The organism is Phaeodactylibacter luteus, from assembly GCF_007993045.1.
Taxonomy (GTDB): domain Bacteria; phylum Bacteroidota; class Bacteroidia; order Chitinophagales; family Saprospiraceae; genus Phaeodactylibacter; species Phaeodactylibacter luteus.
Window position 1 is genome coordinate 253059 of record NZ_VOOR01000001.1, and the last position, 9527, is coordinate 262585.

A 9527-nucleotide genomic window follows, 5' to 3' on the forward strand; every position below is an offset into this window, starting at 1 on the left:
CCCTGCCCCATCATTCCGGCTAACCCCAAAGGTCAACCACCACTCGGCCTTTCAGCTGGCCTTTCAGGATCAGGCCGATCTTTTCTTGCAAGCCTTCTAGCCCGACTACCTCTGCCATGCTCATCAGCTGCCCCGGTTTCCAATCTGTAGCCAGGTGCTGCCATACCGCCCGGCGGGCTGGCATAGGGAAGTTTTGGCTGTCTATGCCTACCAAGGAGACGCCACGCAGGATAAAAGGGAAGACGGTCAGGTTGAGCTGAGGCGACGCCGCGTTCCCACAGCTCGCCACTACCGCCATCGGCTGAGCTGATTTGATGATGTTCTCCAGTATTGGGCCGCCAACCGTATCCACTGCGCCCGCAAACCTGCTTTTGAGCAGGGGGCGCTTCTCAGGCTCCCCAATCTCATCGCGGGCTATGATTTCCGATGCGCCCAGGCTTTCCAGAAAAGGGGCAGCCTCCGGCTTGCCCGTCACGGCTGCCACCTGATACCCTAGCTTAGAAAGTATGGCTACGCTTATGGAGCCTACCCCGCCCGTAGCCCCGGAAACGACAATGGGGCCGGCACCCGGCACCACAGCCTCGGCAATGCGCTGCACGCACATCCCGGCAGTGAGCCCGGCTGTGCCCAGCATCATGGCCTCTTTCAAAGAAAGCCCCTCCGGCAATGGGGCCACCCACGCCGCTGGCACGCGGATGTACTGCCCAAAGCCCCCACTAGTGTTCATCCCCAGGTCGTAGCTCGTCACAATGACCTCTGCACCGGGCGCGAAAGCGCCCGACGTATCCTCCACCACTTCACCTGCAGCATCAATGCCAGGCGTGTGCGGGTATTCGCGCGTCACCCCCTTATTGCCAGCTGCTGACAAAGCGTCTTTGTAATTGAGGGAAGAGTAGCGGACTTTCACCAGCACTTCACCCTCTGGGAGGCTGTCAGTGGTGCGGTCTACAATAGCCGTTTCGAACCCCCCGCCCGCTATCTCCCGGGCTTGCAACGCTTTAAATGTAAGATTTGCCATAAAATTCTGATCTTGGAATGGTGAGCAGCCTAAGGTAAACAGAAAAAAATACTATATTTACAACAATGCGCTACAATTCACCACTTTGGGCGCTCATACGTTCTATACCCTAGTGTGGCTAGACCGAATTATTTGATAGTATTTCCACGCTCTAAGCCTTTTCAGGTGCTTGGCCTTTATTTGTCAAAAAATTACGGCTCAACCCACTAGTTTGATCACCTAACCCTAAAGTATTCTGCCATGAGACTTCTACTCATCCTCTTTGCTTTGCTTTTTTCCACCCTCCCCCTACAGCCAGCACAGGCAGCAGTAACCACCCCAAATGAGGCCGCCCTGGCAGAGCGCCAGCCAGCAAAACGCTCCTTCAAAGAAAAGCTGGCCATGAAATGGCTGGCCAAAAAGGCTAAAAAAGCTCAGAAGAAAACCAAGGACACACGCCCCGTAAATAAGCTGGCATTAGCCGGCTTCATCTGCGCGCTGCTCATCCCGCTAATGCCTTTTCTGTTTTTTGTATCCGCCATCACCCTATGCATACTCGCTCTAAAGGAGCTGAAAGACAATCCCGGCAAAGAGCGTGGCAGGGGCTTGGCCATCGCAGGCCTGACCATTAGCGGCCTGCTACTGGTCGCTTTTATCGTGATCTCCATTATTGCCTTGTTCGCTATATTCACGGCCACATTCACCTCTGCCGCTTTTGCTTCTTTCCTTGCACTATCTTTGATCATATGAAACAGCACCTCGGGCGCATTGCCCTGCTTGTCGACGACTACGACCATGCCATTGCCTATTTCACTCAAAAATTGGGGTTTGACCTGCTGGAGGATACCCCACTTTCCCCGGAAAAGAGATGGGTCGTCGTACGGCCTGCCGGAGCAGGGCCCGGCTGTGAACTGCTTTTGGCGAAAGCCAAAAATGAAGCCCAGCGGAGCTATATCGGCCAACAGGGCGGAGGGCGGGTCTTCCTATTCCTCTACACCGATAATTTCGACCGCGACTACCAACGCTACCTTGCTGCAGGCGTAGACTTTGAAGAAGCGCCCCGCACAGAGCCTTATGGGAAAGTAGCGGTTTTCCGCGACCTCTACGGCAACCGCTGGGACTTTATCGAACTTCAGCAGCAGCCTGCCGGTAACCCTGATTGACCCAATACACGCCTAGAAGGGTGATGCAAAAGCTCAGCAGCAGCTCTAGGCTCAGGGCCTCGCCAAGGACCAGCCACCCCAAGAACAGCGCGACAAAAGGGTTGATGTAGGCATACAAAGTGGCCCTTGCCACCGGCAGGTGCCGTATGGCAAAAGCATAGGACCCAAAGCCCGCTATAGAACCAAAAAGGACCAAGTAGAGCAGGGCGCCAACCGCCTCCCAAGAGAGCGCTTCCCAGGCCAGCTGCTCGCCTCTTAGCGTGCTGATGAGCAGCAGCCCCATTGCCCCAACGATCAGCTGTGATGCCGAACGCAATAGGAGCGGCAAGGGCTCCGGCTTGCCGTAAAGCAGTACGCTCGTGCCCGCCCAGCTGAGGGCTGCCAGAAAGGCGATGCCAATCCCGATAAGCTGCCCACTGTCTTCCATGCCAAACAGGCTCTCCCGGAACACCAGCACCATGCCAATAGCCCCAAGGGCCAGGCCGGCCAAAATTCGCCGGTTGAAACGGAACTGCCCCGTGAAGGCATTAAGGAAAAACACATAGACCGGAATCAGAGAAAAAACAAGCGCGACCAAGCCAGAAGAAGCATATTCCAGCGCCAGCGCCATCAGGCCGCGCGCACCGGTAAAAAAGCCCAGCCCATACAAGCCCTGTATGAGAAGGTCCCGCCAAGCTACTTTTTGGGGTTTCTCCCATATCCAAGAGCCCAGTAAAAAGATGAGCCCGGCCAAAAGCTCCCGGATGCCCGCCAACATAAACACAGGGATGGCGCGCATGGCCAGCTTGACGCCCAGATAGGTCGCGCCCCAAATAATGCCCAGGAATGCAACTGCCAATAAAGCCCGGTTATGCAAGGCCTCCGGGCTGAGGCGCTCTTTGGATTGGCCCATGAAAAGGGATTGGAAGGCGGAGCTGACCCCACCTGTTGATCAATGGCTCAAAGGTGCCTATTTCCGCGCAATTCAACGCCAAAGGAGGGTAAAAACACATCGCCCCGCTAATGGGAAAAGCCCCGGCGCGTTCAGCACCGGGGCTTCCTTTCCCAAAGGGGGGGGGCACCTTAGCGGCTTAGCCCAATACCTCCGCCTCGCTCATGAATGGCTGACTGTAAAGGCGCTTGCCTGTTGCCTGGTACAGGGCATTGGCCAAGGCCGACTGTATAGGCGGAAGGGAAGGCTCGCCCAGCCCAGTAGGGTCTATGCCGTTGTCGACGAAGAATGTCTCTATCTCTTCGGGGGCTTCGGCATGCCTGATGAGCCGGTAACGGTCAAAGTTCTGCTGTTCGGGCCGCCCATCTGCGAAAGTCAGGGCGCTGTACATGGCATGGCCGATGCCGTCTACAATCCCTCCTTCGATTTGGTTGCGCGCAGCATCCGGGTTGACGACGATGCCACAATCTACCGCACACCAGACCTTTTTCACCTTGGGCTGCCCGCCTTTTATTTCAACATCGACCACCTGCGCTACATAACTATTGTGGCAGTAATAAGCAGAAACCCCGCGGTGCAAACCAGGCGCAGGTTTGCCCCAGCCCGACTTTTCCTTCACCAGTTTCAGGACACCGGCGTAGCGCTCCGCATCATAATCATTGTTTTCCCCAACGGGGTCTGTGGCCGCCCGTTCAAATAGGGAGAGGCGGAAATCGATTGGGTCTTTGCCCGCTGCCTCTGCCACCTCATCGAGGAAAGACTGCTCCGCGTAAGCCATGAAATTGGAACGGGGGGCACGCCAGGCCCCAGTCGAAATATTGGAATCCAGGCTATAATCCTCTGCTTTGTAGTGGTCTACCGCCCCAGCTGGAAAACGGTTGGCGAAAACCGGGCTGCCGTGGATGCCCGCCCCTTTCACCTGTACCGCAATCAGGTTGCCTGATTCATCCAAGGCTGCCCGGTAAGTCACCAGATAGCCCGGCCGGTAGGTGCCCTGCGTCATATCGTCTTCTCGGGTATACACCAGTTTTACCGGCACCCCGGCCTGTTGGGAAATCAAAGCGGCCTGCGTGGCAAATTGCCCGTAGAGGCGGCGCCCAAAGCCCCCGCCCATTCGGGTCATCATGATGGAAACCTGTGCCGGCTCCATGCCCAATACCGCCGCCACCGTTGTGCGCAGGAACTCCGGGGTCTGAATAGGCCCTTCCAGCTCCGCTTTGTCCTGCTGAACATGGGCAAAGAAATTCATAGGCTCCATGGTGTTGTGCGCCAAGAACGGGGCACGGTAGGATCGCTCTACTATTTTGGCGGCCCCTTCAAAGGCTTTGTCCGGATCTCCATCTTTGCGCTGCGGCAGCGCTGTCGGCTTTTCCATCAACTTGGCCAGGGCCGCTGTATGCTGTCCGGTAGACTCAGCCTGCCCGGTAGGCTTCCAAGTAACTTTCAATGCTTTGCGGGCCTGCATGACCTCCCAGGTAGAGCGCCCTACAATAGCTACTGCCTTAGGGAAGGCATTGACATCAGACCACTGCTGCTCTACCCCTTCCGGGGCCGTATCTATGGCAAAAACCTGTTCGATGCCAGGCATAGCCAGCGCATCGGCAGCATCGAAAGACTCCAGTTCCAAATTAAAAGCCGGCGGGTGGGCAACCATAGCAATCCGCATGCCTTCCCGTTGTACGTCCAGCCCAAAAAGCGGCTGCCCGGTAACGATCTTTTGGGCATCCACATTCTTGCGGCTGCTGCCGATGATCTTGAACGCTGAGGGGTCTTTCAAAGGCACTTCCGAAGGCACTTCCATGCCGGCAGCTGCCGAAGCTACTTCTCCATAGCCTATAGACTGCCCGCTCTTTTCATGGTGGATTACGCCTGCCTCAGTGGCCAGCTCTTCAACGGGCACCCCCCATTGTTGGGCAGCTGCGGCCAAGAGCAGATAGCGGGCCGTTGCACCAGCCGTGCGCAGGCTGTTCCAGCCCTGCCGGATGGATTGGCTGCCGCCGGCCAGCTGCCGCGTGAAGTTTTCGGTATCTAGCCCGGCCTGTTCTACCACAACATGCTCCCAGTCTACATCGAGCTCTTCTGCTACGATCATAGGCATAGATGTTTTCACGTTCTGCCCAATTTCAGGGTTGGGCGACATGATGGTCACCACGCCGTTCTCCCCGATTTTGAGGAAGCCATTGATGTCGTACCAGTTCTCTGGCATAGTGAGGCCCGGCGCTTGGGCCGGCTCAGAGGTACAGGAGGAAAGCCAGCTGAAGCCCAGCAGTATGCCTCCGCCGGCAGCTGTAGACACTTTCAGGAAAGACCTCCGGTTGTATGATGTTTTTACAAAAGTCATAATCGTTCAATTCTGGTTGGGAAATGTTGGGGCTAGCCCAAAGAGGAGGCCGTCTTCACTGCAGCATGTATGCGGGTATAGGTGCCGCAGCGGCAAAGGTTGCCGTTCATAGCGGTGTTGATCTCCTCATCAGAAGGGGTAGGGTTTTGTGCAAGGAGGGCAGCTGCCGTCATGATCTGCCCCGCCTGGCAATAGCCACACTGAGGCACATCGTGCTGTAGCCAAGCTTGCTGCACCGGGTGATCCCCTTTTTCTGATAAGCCCTCAATGGTCGTCACTGCTTTTGTGCCCACTGCTGAAACCGGCAGCGAACAGGACCTCATGGCCGTGCCGTTGAGATGCACGGTACAGACCCCACATTGCCCTATGCCGCAGCCAAACTTGGTGCCCGTAAGGCCGGCGTGCTCGCGAAGCACCCACAGGAGGGGGGTTTCCGGCGCCACATCCACCTGATAGGACTGGTTATTGATCTTTAAATCAAACTTTGCCATAACTATAAATGTATTGGGTGAAGGATAAGCCTAAGCACTATGCCCGGCTCTCGGAATATCGGGTTTTTGGGGCACTTTTCCTAAACAGCCGCTATTTACGCAATATTTGCCCGCTGCTGCCTTAACAGTACCCTAACGCTTGGTGTTGTGCCATTTCTCTTTTAAAATTGTAATTTTGTTTATGCCTCGTTGCTAAGAATGGGGTGTCAAAATATTCATCGGGCGGGGCGCAAACATGATAGGCTTGGTCCGCCGGGTTAGTGCAGTGGGGAAATGGGCTATTTTCTTCCCCCCACCGGCTTTTTTAGGAGCTCAGCCTAAGCGAAGTGACTAAAGGAAAGCGTAGCGTGGGAAGGAAAGCGCCTTTTTGACCTAGCAATGATCCCCAACGCATCAAGTCTAATACCGACAATTAACTGGGTAAAATTGCTCAAGAACCTAGCAGCCCAAAGCCCCCCGTTTCCTTCTGGGCCTCGAACAGCCCTTGCTTTTAGATTTAAAACGCTGAAATACATCTTATGAAAAAGTTTAGTATCCTTTTTGCCCTACTCTTTGCAGGCGGGATGGCATTCGCTCAGGACGCTTATGAAGCCACTAAGCCAGGATGGCTGGTCGACATAGACGAAGCTTACGCAATTTCCCAAAAGACCGGGAAGCCCATTCTTGCCAACTTCACAGGCAGTGACTGGTGCGGGTGGTGCAAGCGCTTGGATGCCGCAGTTTTCTCTAAGCCGGAATTCAAGTCATGGGCAGATGACAACGTCGTGCTCCTAGAGCTCGACTTCCCGCGCCGCAAGCAGCTGCCCGACGAAATCCGCCAACAGAACTACTCCTTGCAGCAAAGCTTTGGCGTACGCGGCTACCCTACCGTATGGGTTTTCCATATGGACAAAAACGATCAGACCGGGAATATGGAAATCCAAGCCCTCGGCAAAACGGGCTACACGCCTTCCGTTGATGAATTCACCAATGGCGTAGACCAGATGATCGCCAAAGGGAAATAGCATTAGCTTCTGCACAAAAGCCCTGCCCGAAACCTTCCGGCAGGGCTTTTTGTGCTCCGCCCTAATCGTAAATACCGAAGACGGTCCTGAGCGAACGCGCCCTGCCCTCTGACGGCTTAAAAGAAAGCCGGAACCTGAACGCTTCCGGTTCTTTCACCCGCCAGGATGAGAAAACGAGGGAGGCCGTCAACGCTTCTCCGGGCATGAGGCGCTTCTGGCCTAAATCCAAGCTCTCTCGGGTCTCTTGGTTATCGGTGAGCAAAAGTTGGGCAGCCCCAAGCGTGAGCACGCTAGAAGACCGGTTTTGCAACTGAATGTCCATTTCCACCGCCTGCGGATAGATCCGAAGCTCGCTGATCTCAAATGGCAGTTGGGCATCCCCGACCCGCTTCCTGATCCTATGGGCAGTATACGCCCCCTGTGGCGCGGCAAGCTCCGCAGGCGCTGCAGCTTTTCCAGGCGGAGGTGCGCTGTCTCGTTGCTTGGCCTGAGGGGCTGCCTGTGCAGGGACAGGCTCCTGCACCCGGGCAAAATACCATGCCCCCAAAGCCAAAGCGGCTAGAGCTGCCGCTATGCTCAGGAGTACAGGCAGCTTGCGCTTTTTAGGCACCGCCACCACCGCTACCTCCCCGGTTTCTTCCAACAAGCCCAAGAAAGCAGCCTGAATACGGTTGCGCGCCACCCTGCTCTCCTCCTGTGTGAGCAGCCCTTTAATCTCCTCTTCTTCCAAACGCTGATAACGGATGTGCACGGCCATCCACTCATCCTCCAGTTGTGTCCCTTTCAGCGGCTGCTGAAGCGCGCCTATCGCTTCCTCTATCCTGCCATCCATCAACAACTTCTTCGCGCGGGCCAGAACGCCTTTGGATACCTTTACTTTATTCATTGCCCCATGTTTTGCCGCGGCTCAGGGATCACAAACAACGACTGCTGCCGCCCGTCCAGATAATAAAAGCGGTCTCCTGTGAACACGCCATCTTCCTCCAGCATAATGCGCACCAGCTTGCCCCCCCACTCCGGCACTTCAGTAGCCGCGAAGAGCTCAATGGAATAAGCCGTGTTGGGGAAAAGCGGATAATCGCCTGTACCTTTTACGCCGCCCTGCTTGTCCCACATCCCGATGGCCGGGCCAGCGGCGTGGCCGTGCAGCCCGATGGGATGGGTATAGATGGCAGCATTGAGCCCCTCCGCCTTGGCCTGTTCCAATGCCAGCTTAAGGATTTCATTCCCCGTGCGCCCAGCCTTGAAGTGGCTGGTCAGTATATCCTGTACCCGGTTGCCATTTTCGAAGGCCTTTTGCAGCCCTTCCGGCGGCTCGCTCTCCCCTGGCTTCAGTACATAGAAATGCTGCTGCTGATCGGTATTCAGCCGTAGGTAGGTGATGCCAAAATCTACGTGCACCAAGTCTCCGTAACGGATAAGGTCTTGCTCAGGCCGGCGGGAAAAACTGCGCAAGAACTCATTATTGCCCATGTCTGCCCGCTGTACCGACACAGAAGGGTGGAACCAGGTGTCAAGCCCGAGGTCCGCTACTTTTTGGCGCAAAGCCCAGCAGACATCATCAGTGGTGGTGATACCGGGGTGGATGGCCTGCTCTGACAGGCTCTCCCGGAGGATGATGTGCCCAAGGCGGGCAATATGCCCGTACAGCTGCAGCTCCCGCTGTGTCCGGGTTTCCAGCCAGCCGATTGCGAGGCGGTCGGCAGAAGTGACCCGCTCGCGATACTGCTCAGGCAAGTTGCGCATGAAGGCCTCGTATTCCGTCTTGGCCAGCCCGTCGGCCAGCCCGTAATCAATGGAATAGTTCAGCGCAATCTTGCGGGGGCGCCTCTCTTCTATGATGCTCATCAAGGCTTCCCATTGATCGGGGTATACATCCAAGTCCCATGCCCCTTTCAGCAGTTTTCCAACATCATAGCGGGCAATAGCGATTTTCTCCACTTCCTGCCCATTGTCAAAAAACACCATAATGGTGCGGCGGCGGGCAGCCAGCCAAGTGCTAGGCAGCATGGTCTTCAGCACAGGGTCTTCGTTATACTCCCTTGCAATAAGGACCCACATATCGATATGCTCCCGCCTCATCAGCTGTGGCAGAAGGTTCTCCAGGCGGTCTTCCAATAGCTCATCTATTACCCGGGCTTGCTCCCGGACAGAAAGAATGCCCGGCAGGCGGTCTTGGGCTGGGAGTTGCCCCAAAAATATGCCCCCCATCAGGAGGAGCAGCAAGTATCGTCTTTTCATGCTTTCTCTTGTTTTTCCTAGCTGCCAGGGCAGTTGGCCGTAATCCAAAATACCGCAGGCGTTGATCCTTTTCGGGCTCTAGTGCCTCAAGCCATAAATCCTTGCCACCCCAAGTTTCGTTCTTTTCCGCCTGCTCTTCGTTAAAGAACCCCTCCTTTAGCTCGGGCTAAAGCCGCGAACCTTCGCCTTGATTAGCCGGAAAATAACTTCAACTTAAGTATCAGAGATTTATGGCTTAAGGCACTAGTAGGCTTCGCCAGAAGAAAATAGATATGTAAATTTACCATAAAAAATTTAGGCGAATGGGTAGGAAACTGATTCCAGTTGAATTGAAGCCCTCCGAGGAGTCGCTCCTCCGG

General features: G+C 55.5%; 9 protein-coding genes. 3 read left to right on the plus strand and 6 right to left on the minus strand.

The annotated features are described in order from the left end of the window. Nucleotides 1-19: 19 nt before the first annotated feature. The gene (locus tag FRY97_RS00895; RefSeq protein WP_147165523.1) at nt 20-1018 is read right to left on the minus strand and encodes a YhdH/YhfP family quinone oxidoreductase; all 999 of its coding nucleotides are present in this window, start codon (nt 1016-1018) and stop codon (nt 20-22) included. 240 nt (nt 1019-1258) lie between these two features. Between FRY97_RS00895 and FRY97_RS00900 the strand changes: the two genes are divergently transcribed. Together FRY97_RS00900 and FRY97_RS00905 are read left to right on the plus strand one after the other, a co-directional pair. After that, nucleotides 1259-1747 (plus strand): DUF4190 domain-containing protein, encoded by a 489-nt coding sequence (locus FRY97_RS00900; RefSeq protein WP_147165524.1) that lies wholly within the window; start codon nt 1259-1261, stop codon nt 1745-1747. Further along, entirely contained in the window at nt 1744-2160 is a 417-nt protein-coding gene (locus FRY97_RS00905) for a VOC family protein (protein WP_147165525.1), read from the plus strand. Before FRY97_RS00900 ends, FRY97_RS00905 begins: the two co-directional genes overlap by 4 nt. On the opposite strand, the gene FRY97_RS00910 is transcribed toward FRY97_RS00905, so the two are convergent. The 3 genes from FRY97_RS00910 to FRY97_RS00920 form a co-directional block, all read right to left on the minus strand. Then, on the minus strand, nt 2120-3052 hold the full coding sequence (locus FRY97_RS00910) for an EamA family transporter (RefSeq protein WP_147165526.1): 933 nt from the start codon (nt 3050-3052) through the stop codon (nt 2120-2122). The genes FRY97_RS00905 and FRY97_RS00910 overlap by 41 nt on opposite strands. Nucleotides 3053-3230: 178 nt before the next feature. Next, a complete protein-coding gene (locus FRY97_RS00915) occupies nt 3231-5432 on the minus strand; it encodes a xanthine dehydrogenase family protein molybdopterin-binding subunit (protein WP_147165527.1) in 2202 nt (733 codons plus the stop codon). A gap of 32 nt (nt 5433-5464) precedes the next feature. Next, nucleotides 5465-5923 (minus strand): (2Fe-2S)-binding protein, encoded by a 459-nt coding sequence (locus tag FRY97_RS00920; RefSeq protein ID WP_147165528.1) that lies wholly within the window; start codon nt 5921-5923, stop codon nt 5465-5467. A gap of 518 nt (nt 5924-6441) precedes the next feature. Between FRY97_RS00920 and FRY97_RS00925 the strand changes: the two genes are divergently transcribed. Continuing rightward, nucleotides 6442-6927 (plus strand): thioredoxin family protein, encoded by a 486-nt coding sequence (locus FRY97_RS00925; RefSeq protein ID WP_147165529.1) that lies wholly within the window; start codon nt 6442-6444, stop codon nt 6925-6927. A gap of 61 nt (nt 6928-6988) precedes the next feature. Here the strand turns inward: FRY97_RS00925 and FRY97_RS00930 are convergent, their stop codons facing one another. Together FRY97_RS00930 and FRY97_RS00935 are read right to left on the minus strand one after the other, a co-directional pair. Continuing rightward, nucleotides 6989-7813 carry a hypothetical protein gene (locus tag FRY97_RS00930; protein ID WP_147165530.1) on the minus strand — a complete coding sequence of 275 codons (825 nt, stop codon included), beginning with the start codon at nt 7811-7813 and terminating at the stop codon, nt 6989-6991. Beyond that, nucleotides 7810-9168, minus strand: a complete 1359-nt coding sequence (locus FRY97_RS00935; protein WP_147165531.1) for a M24 family metallopeptidase — start codon at nt 9166-9168, stop codon at nt 7810-7812. Before FRY97_RS00935 ends, FRY97_RS00930 begins: the two co-directional genes overlap by 4 nt. Between the last annotated feature and the right edge of the window lie 359 nt (nt 9169-9527).